Source organism: Gorillibacterium timonense, assembly GCF_001457415.1.
GTDB classification, from domain to species: domain Bacteria; phylum Bacillota; class Bacilli; order Paenibacillales; family NBRC-103111; genus Gorillibacterium; species Gorillibacterium timonense.
The window spans coordinates 743,418-760,197 of record NZ_LN881723.1 but is presented as its reverse complement, the minus strand read 5'-3'; the positions used below and the strand labels follow the sequence as shown (position 1 = coordinate 760,197).

General features: G+C 56.0%; 13 protein-coding genes, 1 riboswitch and 1 other annotated feature. Of the genes, 11 read left to right on the top strand and 2 right to left on the bottom strand.

Annotated features, from left to right (window positions below):
- Positions 1-78: 78 nt before the first annotated feature.
- The 3 genes from BN2684_RS25255 to BN2684_RS11140 all read left to right on the top strand — a co-directional run bounded on the left by BN2684_RS25255 (position 79) and on the right by BN2684_RS11140 (position 2,202).
- On the top strand, positions 79-513 hold the full coding sequence (locus tag BN2684_RS25255; protein ID WP_316245513.1) for a hypothetical protein: 435 nt from the start codon (positions 79-81) through the stop codon (positions 511-513).
- Positions 404-949 (top strand): RluA family pseudouridine synthase, encoded by a 546-nt coding sequence (locus BN2684_RS25250; protein WP_316245512.1) that lies wholly within the window; start codon positions 404-406, stop codon positions 947-949. Before BN2684_RS25255 ends, BN2684_RS25250 begins: the two co-directional genes overlap by 110 nt.
- An 80-nt stretch (positions 950-1,029) precedes the next feature.
- Positions 1,030-2,202 (top strand): LysM peptidoglycan-binding domain-containing protein, encoded by a 1,173-nt coding sequence (locus BN2684_RS11140; protein WP_058302224.1) that lies wholly within the window; start codon positions 1,030-1,032, stop codon positions 2,200-2,202.
- 87 nt (positions 2,203-2,289) lie between these two features.
- Here the strand turns inward: BN2684_RS11140 and metE are convergent, their stop codons facing one another.
- Both metE and BN2684_RS24725 read right to left on the bottom strand, forming a co-directional pair.
- Positions 2,290-4,581 (bottom strand): 5-methyltetrahydropteroyltriglutamate--homocysteine S-methyltransferase, encoded by a 2,292-nt coding sequence (gene metE / locus BN2684_RS11135; RefSeq protein ID WP_058302223.1) that lies wholly within the window; start codon positions 4,579-4,581, stop codon positions 2,290-2,292.
- A 269-nt stretch (positions 4,582-4,850) separates the two neighbouring features.
- A riboswitch (cobalamin riboswitch) is annotated at positions 4,851-5,046 on the bottom strand.
- Positions 5,047-5,115: 69 nt separating this feature from the next.
- Positions 5,116-5,280, bottom strand: a complete 165-nt coding sequence (locus BN2684_RS24725) for a hypothetical protein (RefSeq protein WP_187385766.1) — start codon at positions 5,278-5,280, stop codon at positions 5,116-5,118.
- Between the two features lie 104 nt (positions 5,281-5,384).
- Positions 5,385-5,618, top strand: a binding site (T-box leader).
- Positions 5,619-5,672: 54 nt separating this feature from the next.
- On the opposite strand from BN2684_RS24725, the gene BN2684_RS11130 reads away from it, so the two are divergent.
- The 8 genes from BN2684_RS11130 to BN2684_RS11095 all read left to right on the top strand — a co-directional run bounded on the left by BN2684_RS11130 (position 5,673) and on the right by BN2684_RS11095 (position 16,582).
- A complete protein-coding gene (locus tag BN2684_RS11130) occupies positions 5,673-8,354 on the top strand; it encodes a valine--tRNA ligase (RefSeq protein WP_058302222.1) in 2,682 nt (893 codons plus the stop codon).
- A 97-nt stretch (positions 8,355-8,451) separates the two neighbouring features.
- Positions 8,452-9,876: a bifunctional folylpolyglutamate synthase/dihydrofolate synthase gene (locus BN2684_RS11125; RefSeq protein WP_058302549.1), complete on the top strand. Its 1,425-nt coding sequence runs from the start codon at positions 8,452-8,454 to the stop codon at positions 9,874-9,876.
- A gap of 6 nt (positions 9,877-9,882) precedes the next feature.
- A complete protein-coding gene (gene murC / locus BN2684_RS11120; RefSeq protein ID WP_058302221.1) occupies positions 9,883-11,256 on the top strand; it encodes a UDP-N-acetylmuramate--L-alanine ligase in 1,374 nt (457 codons plus the stop codon).
- 178 nt (positions 11,257-11,434) lie between these two features.
- Positions 11,435-12,469, top strand: coding sequence for a WD40/YVTN/BNR-like repeat-containing protein (locus tag BN2684_RS11115; protein ID WP_058302220.1), 1,035 nt, complete (start codon positions 11,435-11,437; stop codon positions 12,467-12,469).
- 67 nt (positions 12,470-12,536) lie between these two features.
- Entirely contained in the window at positions 12,537-13,574 is a 1,038-nt protein-coding gene (locus BN2684_RS11110) for a WD40/YVTN/BNR-like repeat-containing protein (protein ID WP_159065786.1), read from the top strand.
- A gap of 58 nt (positions 13,575-13,632) precedes the next feature.
- Entirely contained in the window at positions 13,633-15,378 is a 1,746-nt protein-coding gene (locus BN2684_RS11105) for a hypothetical protein (protein WP_058302218.1), read from the top strand.
- A 203-nt stretch (positions 15,379-15,581) separates the two neighbouring features.
- The gene (locus BN2684_RS11100) at positions 15,582-15,824 is read left to right on the top strand and encodes a DUF4321 domain-containing protein (protein WP_058302217.1); all 243 of its coding nucleotides are present in this window, start codon (positions 15,582-15,584) and stop codon (positions 15,822-15,824) included.
- A 14-nt stretch (positions 15,825-15,838) separates the two neighbouring features.
- Positions 15,839-16,582: a Maf family protein gene (locus BN2684_RS11095; RefSeq protein WP_058302216.1), complete on the top strand. Its 744-nt coding sequence runs from the start codon at positions 15,839-15,841 to the stop codon at positions 16,580-16,582.
- Positions 16,583-16,780 lie beyond the last annotated feature (198 nt).

Here is a 16,780-nt window from a genome sequence, read left to right as displayed (position 1 = left end):
GCCGCTCGGCCTGCTGCTCCTCATGACCGTCTTTGGGGCGGCTCTGCTCGCGATCGCATTCCGCAAGGAGAAACGGTCATGAGCGGGTATGGAAGAAGGGCGGGAGAATGGCTGGAGCTGCCGAAGCCTCTTCCGTCGGACCAGGAAATCGGCGTATGGCTGTCCGCTTCCTTTGGGCTGAGTCCGCAGGAGCTGAAAACCTTCGCGACACCGGGCTCGATTCGCGTGAAGGGCAGCAAGGTGCTCCTTTATCTTTTCCCGGAGGAAGAATCGCAGTTTGAGCCGGAGTGGGAGCTGCCGGAGCTGGAGCTCTTGTTTGAGGATGATTTTTGCCTGGTGGTCAACAAACCCGCCGGAAGCGGGAGTGAAGGGCTCTCTCGCGGGCGCAGTTGCGGCTTATTACTTGGCGAACGGTCAAGCAAACCGAATCCGACACATCCATCGCTTGGATGCGGATACGACGGGACCGGTGCTCTATGCCAAGAACTCCTTTGCCCAGCGACGTCTGGATGAGGACATGCGGTCGAAAGCGGTCGAGCGGTTCTATCTGGCGCTTGTTCAGGGCATTCCGCGCAAACCGCAAGGAACCATCGACGCTCCGATCGGCCGAGACCGCCATCGTTCCGGGCTGCGAAGGGTCAGCCCTACGGGAGAAAAGGCGGTGACCCATTACGAGGTCATGGAATCGTTTGATGACGCAGCGCTGGTTAAGCTTAAGCTGGAGACGGGACGCACTCATCAGATCCGGGTTCATCTCACGTCCATCGGCCATCCTCTCCTCGGCGATAAGCCGTACGGAGGAAGACCGGTCGCCATGAACCGGCAGGCGCTGCATGGCTCGGAGCTTGTTTTCAGGCACCCTTTTACAAGAGACATCATCCGTCTGAACGCGCCTCTTCCCTCGGAATTTTCCTTGCTGCTTGAGGATCTGCGCCACTCACGTTCCTGAAAAAGTTGGCATGCTCCCTTCCAGTCATCCATATAATGGGTAGGGAAATGATAGCTTGATTCGGGAGGGAGGAGGAACGGATGACGGAACAAGGTTCCGGACTGCGTTTCGATATCTATGAGAGGGTGCATCTGCCGGAGGGGCTGGACGGCATCGAGGAATTGGAGGAAGCCGAGCTCGTTCCCCACATCCAGGTGGTAGAGGAAGAGGATTACGCGGTGATAAAAGGAAATCTGTGGCTAAGTGGAGCCTACCGCGGAGACAGCGGCGCGCCCGGACAAACCTTGGAGCATTTGATTCCGGTTGAAATCACCATGCCCCAAAACCGAATCAGCCGGCTGGAGGATGTTCGGGTGGAGATCGACCAGTTTGATGTGGAGCTGCTCTCGAACCGCAGCCTGAACGTGACGGGCGTCCTGTCTCTCCACGGGCTGGAGATGCTTCCTTACTCAGGCGGTGCCGATGAGAAGGCCTTAAGCGAAGAAACGGTATTCATCTACGACATACCGGCAGTGGAGCCGGACTTCTATGCGGCTGTTCGTTCGGAGGAGCTGCCTGCCGCAAAAGAAGAAGAGGTTTCGGAGGCGGCAGAGCCCGCGAAGACGGAGAAAGCTGAGAAGGAAGAACAGGCGGAAAACGTGGAGAAGGCGGCAAAAGGAAAGGAAAACGAGGAAAACGTCGGCTTCGAAGGAACTGAGGTTAATCCCGAAGTGCAGGAGCTTGAAGAGCCGGACAACTTGTATCCCGTCATCGTCAAGCCCGAAGCGACGTCGACCAAATCTCCTTCCTCTGAGAACAAGCCCGAAGCTACCAGCGGATCCTACCCTTATCCCGCCGCAGGCATTGTTGAAGAGCAAGCGGTTCCGCTGTTTCACGGCGCAAGCAATAAAGCGGAGAACGATTCGGATTTGGACGATCGGCAAGACATACAAGAGATCAAGGTGGCGTTTTCGCCCAAAACCGAGCTTTCTCATCTGCATTCCCTCGTCCGTCCAGCGGCGAATCGTTTACCGGAAGGCGAATCTGCGGAGGTTCCATTTAAGTCAGCGGAATCCGTAGAATGGAAAAAGCTGTTCATCCGGGAATCGGAAGGGAATGCGTTCAAGAAAATCCGCATCTGCATCGTGCAAAAGGAAGAGACGATCGAAGAGATCGCGGAGCGGTACCGGTTGAGCGCCCGCGAGATCGCTTTCTATAACCAACTGGGCGGTCAGCAGGTCGGCGAAGGGCAAGTTCTCATCATCCCTTCCTGAGATCATGACCGCAATGACTGGTATCGGCACAATAAAGGAGCTATCCCCACGCCAATCCTGAATGGCGCGGGCTAGCTCCTTTTTGGTTTAGGCGTGCAGCGTGAGCGTTTCTCTCGCCTGCCGCGTCGCTTGTACCATATTGCGAAGAGAGGCGACGGTTTCTTCCCGGCCGCGGGTCTTCAAGCCGCAATCGGGGTTGATCCAGAACAGGGAAGGATCCAGTACGGCAAGAGCCTGCTTCACTTGCTCTTCCATCTCCCGAATGGAAGGGACGCGAGGGCTGTGAATGTCGTAGACGCCGAGGCCGATTCCTTTGTCGTACGTATGCTCCTTGAAGCAATCGACAATTTCGCCGTGACTGCGTGAATTTTCAATGGAAATGACATCGGCATCCAGCTTCCCGATGGAGTCGATCATGTCATGATACTCGCAGTAGCACATATGCGTGTGAATCTGCGTATCGTCTCTCACCGTGGAGGTGGCGATGCGGAACGCGCGAACAGCCCAAGCCAGGTAATCGTCAGCAAGTGTTTTTTTGAGCGGCAGCCCTTCCCGGATGGCAGGCTCGTCTACCTGGATCATCCCGATGCCGGCAGCTTCTAGCGCCTCCACTTCTTGACGAAGAGCGAGCGCAATCTGATAGGCAACCTGTTCCTGGGGAAGATCCTGCCGCACGAACGACCAGTTAAGGATGGTGACCGGGCCGGTCAGCATTCCCTTCACCGGATGGTTGGTCAACGATTGGGCATATACCGTTTCGGTTACCGTCATCGGCCCTTCATAATCGACGTCGCCATAGATGACAGGGGGCTTGACGCAGCGGGAGCCGTAGGATTGAACCCAGCCGTTTGCTGTAAAAGCGAACCCAGCGAGCTTCTCCCCGAAGTATTCCACCATGTCCGTCCTCTCGAACTCCCCGTGTACCAGGACATCGAGTCCGATCTCCTCCTGAAGTCCGATCCAGGTTTCGATCTGCTCCCGGATGAAGGCTTCATAATGCTCGGGGCTCCATACTCCCTTGCGCCATTTGGTCCGGGCCTGACGGATCTCGGCTGTTTGCGGGAAGCTGCCGATGGTGGTGGTGGGTAGAAGGGGGAGACGGAATCTCTCCTGCTGAAGCTTGCGGCGCTCGGAGAACGGCGCATGGCGGGCAGGCTCTGACGCAGATGCTGCCAGCGAGGCGGATGCTTCCTGCACCTGCTTGCGGTTAAGGGCAGGTGAAGCAGCGAGGCGCTCAAGAGCTTGACGGCTCGGAAGCAGTACGTCCGCGGACGATTCCCCATTAACGACTTTGCACAGGAGAACCAGCTCGTCCAGCTTTTCATCGGCGAAGGCGAGAGCTTCCTTCAACACCGGCTCCAGCTTGGTTTCTCGTTCCACCGTTACGGGGACGTGCAGCAGGCTGCAGGAGGGCTGGAGGAGAAGGCTTCCGGGCGATACGAGACTGCTTAGCCGATCGACTTTCTCCTTCAAGGCGGCGAGATCGGTCCGCCAGATGGAGCGACCGTCGATGACCCCGGCCGCCAGCAGCTTGTCCGCAGGAAAGCCTTGTTCAGCTAGAGCGGCCCAGTTATCACCACGATCGTGGACGAGGTCGAGTCCGATGCCATGAACCGGAAGAGCGATGACGGCCTTATACGCATCCACGGATTCGAAATAGGTTTGCAGGAGCAGCTTCAAGCCGAACACCGATTGACTCAACACGCTATAGATGTGGTAAATCCGTCCCAAGTCCTGTACCGAGAGAGAGGTGCATAGAATCGGCTCATCGATCTGAATCCAGCGGACGCCTTCTTGCTCCAGTTCGGTCAAGATCTTCACGTACAGGGGGAGTAGGCGTTCGATCCATTCATCCAACTGCTCCGGGTCATACCCTTTGGAGAGCTTCAGGAAGGTGAGCAAGCCGAGCAGGACCGGTCGGCCCTCCAAGCCCAACTCGGCTTTGGCTTCTCGATAAGCCTCAAGCGGTCGGTTGACGGTGAGCTCCGGCTCTCGTCCGCTCAACTCGGGAACGATGTAGTGATAATTGGTATTGAACCATTTGGTCATCTCGCAGGCGGCGGCATCCGCATTTCCCCGCGCCATGGCATAATACACGTCCAGGGGGACTGCTCCGCCGCTATACGCAAACCGTTCCGGTACAAGCCCGAACATGGCCGCGGTGTCCAGTACCTGATCGTAATAGCTGAAATCACCGACGGGGACCACGGTGATCCCCTTGTCCCGCTGCTTTCGCAGATGCCCCAGGCGGATGCTTTTCAGCCTCTCTTCGAATTCCTCTGCCGGAAGCTTGCCGGACCAGTAGCTTTCCAACGTTCTTTTCCATTCGCGATCGGCTCCGATGCGCGGATATCCGATGCTGCCGCTAGCTATTCTCATCAAGTGTAACGCCTCCAAGGATAGAAGATGAATGGTTAGAATCCTACCGGAATACCCGGCTTCCTAATGACGGAAACGACACAAACCGACCTTCTCTCGGACAATCCCGGTGGGATTCATCCGATCGAACGATCCGCCGCACAAAGGTACGAATCACAAGAAACATAAAAAAGCCTCTTTATCCGGTAAGCGAGTAGGATAAAGAGGCTCTCCGTATGGTCTTCACGCAGGCAGCCACTCTAACACCTCCCTATCTTCCGTAGGTAAAAACAGTGTTGTCAGAACAGGCAGGTCTCCTGGCTCACGGAATCTAGCGCCCATCCGGCGGCCTTCCCAGTCTTGCGACCAGTGGCGGTGTTGCCTGGACTCTTCCGTTCACAGTGGCGGGACCGCGCCGGTTTTTCACCGGCTTCCCTTTTAAGCTCCGGTTAAACGTACCGGAGCACCTGTTCCCACAGGATTCAGTTTGGTATGATTATACAGGAGAGCGGAATGCAGGCGCAATAGAAATCGAGCATGAGGGCTTGCTCTTTCTTAATAGACATGAAACAGAAAGCCCAGATAGGCGAGGAAGAAGACAAAGAGAAGGAACACATCGAGCGGATTCGGCAGCAACAGCGTTCGGACAAATTGGATGCAGATGATCGGAAACAGGGCGGCTTGCAGGGTAAACCGGAACTTCCACCACCATCTTCGCATAGAGCACCTCTTCTTTTGGGCATACTGAGACTTAGGGGCGGCCGCAACATTGACTCCTCTCACAAATATGTATATGATAAGAAAGTCAGATAGACCTTATCATGAAATCTGCATGGAACGGGAAGAGTAGGCAGGAGTAAAGCCCTTCAGAGAGCGGACCGGCATCGGCTGGGAGGTCCGCAGGGAGTTGCCGCCGAAGGTCGCCCGGGAGCTGCGGGGAGGATCACCAAACCGCCGGCGGCAGCCGTTATCTGCTTTGAGCGCCGCGTCTTTGCCTGAACAGGCGGATGCGGAATGAAGGTGGTACCACGGAGAGCGTAAAGCGCTTCGTCCTTTTCACGAGGATGAGGCGCTTTTTTATTTTTTCTCATAAGGAACAGGAGGCAATCGCGATGACCGACAATCAGCAAACGGCAGCTCCCGGAATCGCTCCGGATGAAATGCCAACGACGTACGACCCGAAGCTCGCCGAGCAAAAATGGTATGACATTTGGGTGAGCGAGGGCTATTTTGAAGCGGGCAAGCGCCCCGAAGCGAAGCCCTACACCATTGTGATCCCGCCCCCGAACGTGACGGGGATGCTGCACATCGGCCATGCGCTCGATCTGACGCTGCAGGACATCCTCATCCGCACGAAGCGGATGCAAGGCTTTGATGCTCTCTGGGTTCCGGGCATGGACCACGCGGGAATCGCCACGCAGACGAAGGTGGAACAAAAGCTGCGCGAGGAAGGCGTAACCCGCTATGACCTCGGACGCGAGAAATTCCTCGAAGAGGTCTGGAGCTGGAAGGACAAATACGCCGGCCGCATTCGCGAGCAATGGGCGAAGGTTGGCGCTTCCCTTGATTATTCGCGGGAACGGTTCACCTTGGACGAGGGATTGTCCGAAGCCGTGCGGGAAGTATTCGTTCGGCTGTACGAGAAAGGCCTCATCTACCGCGGCAAATACATCATCAACTGGGACCCGGCCGCCAAGACGGCGCTGTCGGATATCGAAGTGGAATACAAGGAAGTTCAAGGCGCGCTCTATCACCTGCGCTATCCCTTGAAGGACGGAAGCGGCTCGATTACGGTTGCCACCACCCGTCCCGAGACGATGCTGGGCGATACGGCAGTCGCGGTCCATCCGGAGGATGAACGCTACAAGCACCTGATCGGCAAGCTGCTCGTCCTGCCGGTTACTGGCCGCGAAATTCCGATCATCGCCGACGAATACGTCGAGAAGGAATTCGGCAGCGGTGCCGTCAAGATCACGCCCGCCCACGACCCGAACGACTTTGAAGTTGGCAAACGCCATAACCTGGAACAAATTCTCGTCATGGACGAATCGGCTGTGATGAATGGGAATGCGGGCAAGTATCAGGGCCTGGACCGCTTCGCCTGCCGCAAGCAGCTGGTTGAGGATCTGAAGGAAGCGGGCGTGCTGGTCAAGATTGAGGAGCATCTTCACCAGGTCGGCCACAGTGAGCGCTCCGGCGCGGTTGTCGAGCCGTATCTGTCCACGCAGTGGTTCGTCAAGATGAAGCCGCTGGCGGATGCCGCCATCGCCGCCCAGACTTCGGGCAACGGGCCGGTCTTCTACCCCGACCGCTTCGAGCGGACTTTCCTGCACTGGATGGAAAATATTCGCGACTGGTGCATCTCCCGTCAGCTGTGGTGGGGACACCGCGTTCCAGCTTGGTATTGTGAGGAATGCGGCGACATGCACGTTTCCCGTGAAGATCTGACAACTTGTCCGAAATGCGGCAGCGCAAAGCTTCGGCAGGATGAGGATGTCCTGGACACCTGGTTCAGCTCCGCGCTCTGGCCGTTCTCTACGCTCGGCTGGCCGAAGCAAACGGCGGACCTGAACCGATATTTCCCTACTCAGGCGCTGGTGACGGGCTACGACATCATCCCGTTCTGGGTATCCCGGATGATCTTCAGTTCGATCGAGTTCACCGGCCAAAAGCCGTTTGAGCACGCGCTCATCCACGGGCTCGTTCGCGATTCCGAGGGCCGCAAAATGTCCAAATCCCTTGGCAACGGCGTCGATCCACTCGAGGTCATCGAGCAGTACGGAGCCGATGCGATGCGCTACATGCTATCGACCGGAATCACGCCCGGGCAAGATCTGCGCTTCCGCATCGAGCGCGTAGAGCAGGCCCGCAACTTCGCCAACAAGATCTGGAATGCCTCCCGCTTCGTGCGGATGAACCTGGGCGACCTCAAGGCAGAGGAAATCTCCTTGACCGGGAAGCTCGGAACCGCCGACCGCTGGATTCTGCATCGCCTGAACGAGACAGCTAGCGATGTGACCCGATTGATCGATGCCTATGAGTTTGGTGAAACCGGCCGCGTCCTGTATAATTTTATCTGGGATGACCTGTGTGACTGGTACATCGAATTCAGCAAGCTTTCTCTGTACGGCCAGGACGAGGAAGCAAAAGCGGCGACCCGTTCCGTCCTTGCCTATGTGCTCGATCGCACCCTCCGGCTTCTGCATCCCTTCATGCCGTTCCTCACAGAGGAAATTTGGCAGCACCTGCCGCATGAAGGAGAGACCCTTACTCTCGCAGCATGGCCGGTTTACGATCCGGCTTTTGTTGCGGACGATGCGGTTCGCGAGATGGAGCTGCTCATGGGAGCCATTCGCGCCGTCCGCAATATCCGGGCGGAAGTGAACGTGCCGATGAGCAAGAAGATCGACCTGCTCGTTCGTCCGGCCGACGCCGACAATGCGGACATTCTGGAGCGCAACGCTGATTATCTGCGCCGCTTCTGCGGGACGAATACCTTCGAGATCGGCCTATCGCTCTCCGCTCCAGACAAGGCGATGAGCGCTGTCGTTACGGGGGCTGAGCTTTATCTGCCGCTGTCGGGTCTGATCGACATCGCGCAGGAAGTCGCGCGCCTTACGAAGGAGCTCGCCACGCTGCAAGGAGAAGTCGAGCGAATCGAGAAGAAGCTGGCGAACGAAGGCTTTGTCTCCAAGGCGCCGGCCAAAGTGATCGACGAGGAAAAAGCCAAGCTGGCGGACTACGCCGAGAAACGCGGCAAGGTCGCCGCAAGGCTCGAAGAGCTTCAAGCGTAAGGAGCAGTCGCTCCGAGTGATTTCCGTTTGATCGCTCTTGAAAAAACGGACCGAACTCAGGGAAAGCTTCATATATATAAAAAGGATGCGACGGATGATGACCGGATCTAGATTGGATGCGCCGGACAGGATCGATAACGGCGGCTCTCCCTTGGAAAAGTCCGGGGAAGCCGCTCCGTTCAAGACCTACGAGGAGGCTGTCGACTGGATCAACAGCCAGGTGCCTCTTCACGGCATACGCCAAGGACTTGGGAGAATGGAACGGTTGATGGAGCTCCTGGACCATCCCGAGCGCCGGCTGCGCTTCATTCATGTGGCCGGTACGAACGGCAAGGGCTCCACTTGCGCTTTCTTAACGGAAGCGCTCCTGCGAAACGGGTATGATGTGGGCACGTTCACATCGCCTTATATCGTGAAATTTACGAACCGCCTGCAGTACAACGGACGCGATATCCCGGAGGAAGTTCTCCTTCGGCTCACCAATCTGGTGAAGCCTCTCGCCGACGAAATGGAGGAAACGGAGCAAGGCGCTCCAACCATGTTTGAGCTGGTGACGACGATTGCCATTCTGTATTTTGCCCGCGTGGTGTTCCCGGACTATGTCGTCTGGGAAGCCGGGCTCGGGGGCAGAAGAGACTGCACGAACATCGTGACGCCGGTCCTCTCCATCATTACGAACATCGGTCACGATCACATGGAGATTATCGGCGACACGATCGCCGCCATTGCTGAAGAGAAAGCCGGGATTGTCAAGCCCGGCGTTCCGTTGGTCAGTGCAGTGGAGCAAAGGGAAGCGCTGGACGTCATCGAAGGCGTATGCCGCGAAAAGCGCTCCACTCTGTACCTGCTCGGGCGGGAGTATCAGTTTCGGCCGGAAGAAGCCGCGGCAGGGAAGCAAAGCATGTCGTTTCAGGGGCCTTTTCGAGCCTACGAATCGGTTCCCGTATCCCTCAACGGACCGCATCAATTCAAAAACGCTTCGGTTGCGCTGATGGCCCTGGAGGTTCTGCGGCAGTACGGCGCTGTTCAGCTGGAGGAAGAGCTGCTCTATGCGGCCTTCCGTCATACTCGCTGGCCTGGACGCCTGGAGCTGGTCCGAGAGGAACCGCGGCTGCTGCTGGATGGGGCGCATAATCCCGAAGGAGGCGAAGCGCTGGCTTCGGCTCTTCGGGAGTCTTTTCGCTACCGCAAGCTTCACCTTATGATCGGAATGATCGCCAGCAAGGATCATAGCGGATTCTTGCGCCATGTCCTCCCCTTGGCGGATTCCGTGATCTTCACGGAGCCCGATTATCATAAGAAGCTGGATGCGGCCGAGCTTACCGCGAAGGCCCGGAGCCTGATGGAGGAGCTTCATTTGTCGCTCGAGGTTTCCGTTCAACCGGAATGGAAGCTCGCACTTGAACGCTTGACGGAACAGTCCGGGGAAGGCGATCTTGCCGTCGTGTCGGGGACGCTTTATCTCATCTCCGATGTGCGCAGCTGGGTGCTGAATCGGTCCGAATCAGAAAAAGGTTGGTGAACTCACTTGAATCCATTAGAGCATGTTCATTTTATCGGTATCGGCGGGTACGGTATGAGCGCCATCGCAAAGGTGATGCTGGAGATGGGGTATGAAGTATCCGGATCGGACTTGGTCCAGCAGGAGCTGACCGAGAAGCTTGCCGCCAAAGGCGCTCGTGTGTATATCGGCCATGAAGCCGAAAATGTGCGCGGAGCTGACCTGGTTGTGTACTCCACCGCTCTATCGAACGATAACGTTGAGAAGAGGGAGGCGGAGGAACGGCACATTCCGATTCTGCACCGTTCACAGATGCTGGCCAGGCTGATGAATGAGCGCAAGGGTGTCGCCGTCGCCGGGGCGCACGGCAAGACGACGACGTCTTCCATGATGGCGCTGGTACTGGAATTGTGCGGCCAAGACCCGACCTACATTATCGGCGGAGAGGTCATGAACCTGGGCAGCAATGCGAAGGCAGGCAAGGGCGACTATGTCGTAGCCGAAGCGGATGAGAGCGATGGCTCCTTCCTCCAGTATCATCCTCAATTGGCGGTCGTTCTTAACATCGAAGCCGACCATTTGGAGCATTACGACGGAGACTTTGAAAATCTGAAACAAGCCTATCGCAAATTCCTCAGCCAGGTCAAAGACGGCGGCAAGGCGGTCGTTTGCGCGGATGATGTCCATCTGCAAGCGCTCCTGCCGGAGCTGGGAGAGAAGGCCATCACCTATGGAATCGACCATGACGCCGAATATACTGCTCATGAGCTTGAGCTTGGAGACCGCAAAAGCTCATTCGAGGTTCGCCATAACGGACAACGGCTCGGGACGATCGTCTTATCGGTTCCGGGAAAACATAATGTATACAATGCACTCGCCACGCTCATTGTCTGTCAGCAGGCAGGCCTGACGTTCGAACAAGTCGCGGATGCCATTGTTGACTTCCGTGGCGCTAAGCGGCGGTTTCAGGTGTTGGGCGATACCGACGGAATATTGGTGATCGATGACTACGCTCACCACCCGACGGAAATCCAGGCGACGATCAGCGCCGCCAAAGCGACCGGCAAGCGGATCGTGGCGGTGTTTCAACCGCAGCGCTACACGCGCACGTACTTTCTCTTCGAGCAATTTAGCCGTGCGTTTCCCGAAGCGGATGAGGTGATCATCACCGACATCTACAGCCCTGCCGGAGAGAAGCAGATCGAAGGCATTACCTCCGCCAAGCTGGTGGAGCTGATCCGTCAGAACAGCAACGCCAATGCGCGGCATATCCCGACGAAGGAAGGCGTGCTGGAATACTTGAAGGAGCATGTCGAAAGCGGCGATCTGGTGCTGACGATGGGAGCAGGAGATATCTGGAAGGCGGCGGACGGCCTCGCGTCCTGGCTGCGCAACAAATAACCGAGCTATGCATGTCGAGAAGAAGGATGCCCTCCAGCCGAAAGGCTGCGAGGAGCATCCTTTTTTTGGATAGAGACACGGTTCGTCACGAATCATTCCAATTTTGCGCTCTCTGTCGATTTGGAGGGGAATTATGGTAGGATAGAGATACCAAAATATTGAAAAGGAATTTGCGACCATGAAACGCAGACTGGGCCGCACGGCAGGCTTTCTCATCGTCACACTGGCAATCGGGTTATCGGGCTGCTCTCCGAAATCGAATCTATCCGGGAAGCCTCTCGCTTCGCTTACCGCCTTCTATCCAGGGGGGAAGGGCGCCATTTGGGCGGCGGATGAAGAGGGACGCTTGCTTCGCTCAACGGACAAGGGTAAGCATTTCTTTAAGGTGATGCCGAAGGGGCTTGTATCCGTAAGTGTTTCCAGTTTATTTGCCTTGAATGCCAAGCAGGCCTGGATCGTGGACCAAGCGGGAAAGGTATATCGGACGATGAACGGCGGTCGAAATTGGAAAAAATCCAATGAATTCCTCATCGCCCCGAATCGGGACGATATGAATCTGGTCTTCAGCGACGTCCTGCACGGGTGGCTGCGGAATGGGTCGAGCTTGTATCGAAGCGAAGACGGAGGCATGACTTGGACGCTTATCAATCCGGACCTGCCTGCTGGATATGCGCTTAACTTCACATCGCCGATGATCGGCTGGCAATCCCGATTTGACGGAATTTACAAAACCGAAGACGGAGGGCGCCAATGGAAATCGGTGAAGAAGACCCGTGCGGATTCCTTGGTCGAGCAAGCTTTGTTTTTCGATGAGAAGAACGGGATGCTCCTACGATTCGCTCCCGATATGAACCAACAACTGGCCTTCACCTCCGATGGCGGGATCACCTGGACTCCTCTCTCCTCCGTTCCAACCGCCCGTATGGAGGGCTGCCATTCGACCTTGTCCTTTTCCGTCGCGGCTGATGACCATTTGATTGCGTACTACCAGGAATCGGGGCGGTTGATTGAAGCCTATTACACCCATGATCAGGGGCGTTCCTGGAGAACGCTTCCCTTAAGCTCCAATAAAGAATGGGGCACTCCAATCGTTTTGAAAGACGGGCCTCTGCTCCTGCTGGATAGGAAAGAGGAGGGGGTTGAAGTGAAGTCTTTTGCTCTAAGCAGGAATAATGGAGAATGGGAAACTTACCGGCCTATTGTGGTCGATTAACCTTTGTCGGCGGCATTCATTTCAGAGAAAAGACCAAATGGGATCGAGCAAGGGGGAGCGGATCGAGATGAAGAGAATTCATGTTCTGGCGAGCATCATCGTACTTGTTTTCGTGATGTCGATATCAGGCTGCACGAAGGGGGAACCGAAGGGGGAGCCTCTCGACATCAGCAGTCTGGCTTTAATCGGCAAGGGGCCATCCACCATCTGGGCGATACGGCAGGATGAGAAGGGGAACCTGCTTCGATCTTCCGATCAAGGCAAAACATTTCGCGATATCATTCCCAAGGACATCCACACAAAGGGATGGATGGGGAATTTTTTCCTGAACGCGAAGCAGGCTTGGATCATCGATTCCTCTTATTCGCTTTATCAGACTTTGAATGGTGGCCGGGATTGGAAGAAGATCGCCAGTCTCAGCGACGTGGAGCAGACCTCGGGGGTTCTGCAGATCCTTTTCCACGATGTTCTTCACGGGTGGCTGCGGATGAATGACAACCTGTACAGCACGGAAGACGGCGGGACCACCTGGAAACGGGTCGCAGAAAAAATCCCTAACGGTTCTCTCGATTTCACCACCTTGGAGATCGGCTGGAGCAACACGATGGATGGCGTGTACAAGACGGAGGATGGCGGCAGAACTTGGAACCTCGCGATCGCGAAGAAAACTACTTTTCTTTTCGTCAATTTTGTTGATAAGAATTTTGGATTCCAGCGGACATTGTCGCAAACAGCGAATGGTATATTATCCGGAGACTATCGTATCACTAGCGATGGCGGTTCGACGTGGAGAGACATACCCAGTGTCCCTTTCCCCAAGGAAGTATTGGCAAAGGAAATGTATTGGTATGATTTCGTGAGTAAGTATGGGATTGCAGTCAGTTATGGAGAAAAGAGTATTGAAAGCCTCTATTCTACGATGGATCAAGGGCGTACCTGGCGATCCCTTCCGCTTGCCAAGGATAGCGATTTTACTACTCCCTATCTATTGGAGGGAGGAACGCTTTTGCTAGTTGGTGGGGACAAGGGAGGACTCATTCATTCGATCTCGCTCACCAAGAAGAATAGCGAGTGGAAAACCTATCAGCCCCTTATCGTGGACTAACATATCCGGCAAGCTTGTTTCATATAATGAGCCTATATGAGACAAGGGAGCGAGAAAGATGAACAAGGCGAGACTTACCTACCGCTTTGACCGGACGGGCTTGAAGGAAGAAGAAACCGGAGCCGTTGCTCCCAAGGAGCCCTGGAACCGGGATGGCAAGCTGACGGAAGCTCGCGCATCGGAGCATGCGCCTGAGCTTGCTTCTGATCGCGAAACGGAACGTGCCTACGAGAGAATGCAGGAGAATGGATATCGCACCGGAATGCAGGGGAGCGATGCTCCCTCCTATGCAAGCTGGGAAATACCCGATGAAGCGGAAGTACGGGAGGAGCGCAAGCGCCGCGAACGAGAAGCGGCCTTACGGAGCGCGCAGTTGGAGCCATGGGCGTGGACGGACGAAGCTTCCCGGAGCCGGGAAGCCGGGCGCAGTAAGCCGGACCGCTATGGCAGCGGCTTCGACCATGGAGATCGGTCGAAAGGCAATTCCACTTACGGAGATCGGGGGAGCGACAAGGTCGTCCCCCTCTATGAGGACGAATGGCGCGGGTTGAATATCGATCGGGATTGGAGTAACGGCTACGAGAGCGACGGGCCTGCCAGAGACCATTCGATTCATGACGACACCATCCGTATCGAGAGCCTGATTCGGAAGTCGGATAACCGCTCCCGTCATGAACGAAACCGCGATCCCTATGAAGAGTGGAATGACCATTCCGTACGGTCTGCGACTCGTCCTCATTCGAGCCCTTCGTCTCGCTGGGAAACCGCGCGGTATTCCGACGACTACGACGGTGGGGCAGACCGGGACGATCTTCGGCGAAATCCTCGCGGCGCGGCTACTCGTTACGATTCGGGCAGCATCTATAGCGGGTATGAAGCCGGCTCTCGAGGGCCGGAAATCGAAGAGTCGCTGCTCTATCCGGAAGGGAGGAGAACGAATCGCCGCAGCCTTGGCTGGCTGAAGGTCGCCGGCTCGCTCCTGGGTGCGCTCGTTCTCGGCGGAATGCTCGGGTACTACGTGCTTACTCTCTTCAACGGGTCATCGACTGCGGATACAAAGACGCCCACAGATGGAAGCGGAACCTCCATTGTTCAATCCAATCAAGGGGACAATGGCAATGCTGCCGGAGCGGATTCAACGGGTTCGGGAGAAGCGGCTCCCGTCACCGCCGAAGCGAATATCACCTTGCCGGAGCAAGCTTTCGTTCTTCTCCAGAACGGCAAGTTTAGCAGTGCGGAAGCGGCGGCGGCCGCCGCAGGAGCGCTCGATGATTCCGGATATGCGGCTGCCACGGAGCCGGGGGATTTCTATTTCGTGTACGCGGGAATAGCGTCCGATCGGGAAAGTGCACGAACGCTGGAAGAGAAGCTGAAGGCAAACCAATTCGAGGTGTACGCCAAGGAATTTAAGCTCCCGGCCGTAAGCCGCGTGGAATGGAGCGGGGATACCCTCCCACTGCAAAATTATTTGGAGGAGACCAACCGTCTTACCAAAATCATGGCGGGAATCACCCTCGTCCATCTGGAAGAGGATTCGGTTACCCCTCTGGACGCGGAGTCGCTGAGCTCGATCAAGAAGGCTCATCAAGCTTGGACCGAGCAAGCTTCTGCCGTCAAGGGAGAAGCGCCTGCAAGTGTGAAGACACTGCTGCAAAAGATGGACAACGCCATCAATACAGCGGAGAAGTCCCTCGAAGCATACGTGAAGAACCCTTCCGCCTCTCTCCTGAATCAAGCTCAGTCCAACCTCATCCAATGCCTGCTCGCCCAGAAGCAGTTGCTTGGGACCCTCGCAAGCAATTAACCTGAGCGGGTAATGAGTCGCCGATGGGGACGATAAGAGCTCGGCCAGGCATGAACGGATCAAAATTTCAATCCCTTGCAAGAAGAGCCGTACCCCGATAAGCGGGTGCGGCTCTTCCTTTTCGATTCATTGTCAGAACCTTGATTCGTCCGTATAATATACTTTGATCGACATTTACATACCTTATCAGGTGGGGCCAACTCATGAAGAAGACGAATCTTACCTTGACGCTGTTTCTAATCCTCGGTCTCATGACCGGACTCATTTTGACGGAGCTTCTCGCTTCGGTGAAAGGCATCGGCTTCTTGACGAATGCAGCGGAGATTTATTGGCATCCGAAAGCGGATTTCCAAGTGCTGAAATACGATATCAACTTAACGATCCGACTTAACCTGCTGTGCATAGCCGGTATGGTGGGCGCTTTTCTCATCTATCGGAAACTCTAATCGGGAGGCTCGACATGTCCATCAACAAGACGCTTTATCTTGCATCCTCCTCCCCCCGCCGCCAGGAATTGGTTCGCATGCTCGGTCTGCCTTATGAAGTGCGGGTCAGCGATGCGGATGAATCGACGGAGCCCGCTCTCTCTCCCGCGAGCATCGTCGCCGCTCTTGCCATGCGGAAGGCACTGGCCGTACTTCAATGCGGAGTCCCCGCTCCAGGGGTCATCCTCGGCGCTGATACCATCGTGGTCGTGGATGGAACCGTGCTCGGCAAGCCGCGTGACGAGAACGACGCCGTTCGGATGCTGACAGCGCTGCAGGGTCGGACGCATGAAGTATTCAGCGGAGTGGCTTGCGTGGATGCCGATTATTCGGGCAATCCGGCGGCAATGGAGAAAGCGACGCATTTGAATGCCGATCACTTGGACAATGCGGTTGTGCAGACGATTCCGGGTGCCGATTCCACCTTTGCCATCGGCGGTCTTGCAAGTTACCGGATACTGGCGGAAGCTGATGGACAAGCAGAGGTGCTGTCCGGGTATTCGTTCAGCAAGGTGACGTTCCGCCCGATGAGCGAAAGAGAAATCCGCGCTTACGTGGCAACCGGCGAGCCGATGGACAAAGCCGGCGCGTACGCGGTCCAAGGGATCGGGGCTGTCTCCATCGAGAAGATTGAAGGTGATTTTTTTAGCATTATGGGGTTGCCGCTCAATCTGCTCTATCCAATGCTACAGAAATTGGGTATCTCCATATGGAGATAGTCTCTGACAAGTCAGCATCAGTTTCGGGATGATTCGCCGATTCGCCGATTGAATTCATGAAGCTGTTTCACGGGTACGGCATGACGCGAGCCAGGACTTTAATCAAAGTCTTGGCTCTTTTTCGTACAGCAATCGTGAGCTGCATCAAGGACCGGAATCAATTCTAAAGGAATCAGCAGCAGCTATTTAGCTCGAAAA

Excerpts from the sequence above, each read along its gene's own strand:
- BN2684_RS25255 (WP_316245513.1), top strand. The coding sequence starts at position 79 with ATGAGCGGGTATGGAAGAAGGGCGGGAGAATGGCTGGAGCTGCCGAAG.
- BN2684_RS11140 (WP_058302224.1), top strand. The coding sequence starts at position 1,030 with ATGACGGAACAAGGTTCCGGACTGCGTTTCGATATCTATGAGAGGGTG.
- metE (WP_058302223.1), bottom strand. The coding sequence starts at position 4,581 with ATGAGAATAGCTAGCGGCAGCATCGGATATCCGCGCATCGGAGCCGAT.
- BN2684_RS24725 (WP_187385766.1), bottom strand. The coding sequence starts at position 5,280 with ATGCGAAGATGGTGGTGGAAGTTCCGGTTTACCCTGCAAGCCGCCCTG.
- BN2684_RS11130 (WP_058302222.1), top strand. The coding sequence starts at position 5,673 with ATGACCGACAATCAGCAAACGGCAGCTCCCGGAATCGCTCCGGATGAA.
- BN2684_RS11125 (WP_058302549.1), top strand. The coding sequence starts at position 8,452 with ATGACCGGATCTAGATTGGATGCGCCGGACAGGATCGATAACGGCGGC.
- BN2684_RS11115 (WP_058302220.1), top strand. The coding sequence starts at position 11,435 with ATGAAACGCAGACTGGGCCGCACGGCAGGCTTTCTCATCGTCACACTG.
- BN2684_RS11110 (WP_159065786.1), top strand. The coding sequence starts at position 12,537 with ATGAAGAGAATTCATGTTCTGGCGAGCATCATCGTACTTGTTTTCGTG.
- BN2684_RS11105 (WP_058302218.1), top strand. The coding sequence starts at position 13,633 with ATGAACAAGGCGAGACTTACCTACCGCTTTGACCGGACGGGCTTGAAG.
- BN2684_RS11100 (WP_058302217.1), top strand. The coding sequence starts at position 15,582 with ATGAAGAAGACGAATCTTACCTTGACGCTGTTTCTAATCCTCGGTCTC.
- BN2684_RS11095 (WP_058302216.1), top strand. The coding sequence starts at position 15,839 with ATGTCCATCAACAAGACGCTTTATCTTGCATCCTCCTCCCCCCGCCGC.